The 528-nt window shown below is 46.8% G+C and carries 1 protein-coding gene; it reads right to left on the bottom strand.

Features of this window, described 5'->3' with window-relative positions:
* Positions 1-528, bottom strand: a 528-nt coding sequence (locus R7Z50_RS30875; protein WP_318150198.1) for an ACT domain-containing protein, incomplete at both ends; no start/stop codon positions are given.

The following is a 528-nucleotide window of genomic DNA, read 5'->3' as shown; positions in this document are numbered from 1 at the left end:
ACCAGCTCACCGCCAACACCGCCAACACCAACAACAAACACATCGAGGAAGTATTTCGAGTTAAATAGGTTTTCGTGACACGCTTTGATCGCCTCAGAAATTTTGTCTTCCGGAATTACCGCAGAGATAGCACGCTCTGAAGAACCCTGCGCAATCGCGACGATATTAACGTTCACTTCCGCAAGAGAAGAGAAGAAACGTGAAGCAACACCACGAGATGTACGCATGCCGTCACCAACCAAGGTAACGATCGAAACATCATCGATAAAATCAACCGGTTCCAATAGACCGTCTTTTAGTTCAAGCTCAAACGCATCCGCCAGAACTTGTTGAGCGTTCAGCTTATCATCAGCCTCGATACAGAAGCTGATGCTGTACTCAGACGATGATTGAGTAATCAATACAATAGAGACACCAGCAGAAGACATCGCACCAAATACTCGGCTCGCCATGCCTACCATCCCCTTCATACCTGGGCCTGATACGTTAACCATGGTTAGGTCGTTAAGCGTTGTAATACCTTTGATC

This window comes from Vibrio sp. 1249-1 (assembly GCF_033340495.1).
The sequence above is the reverse complement of the archived record's forward strand: the minus strand, read 5'-3'. Positions and strand labels throughout refer to the sequence as shown.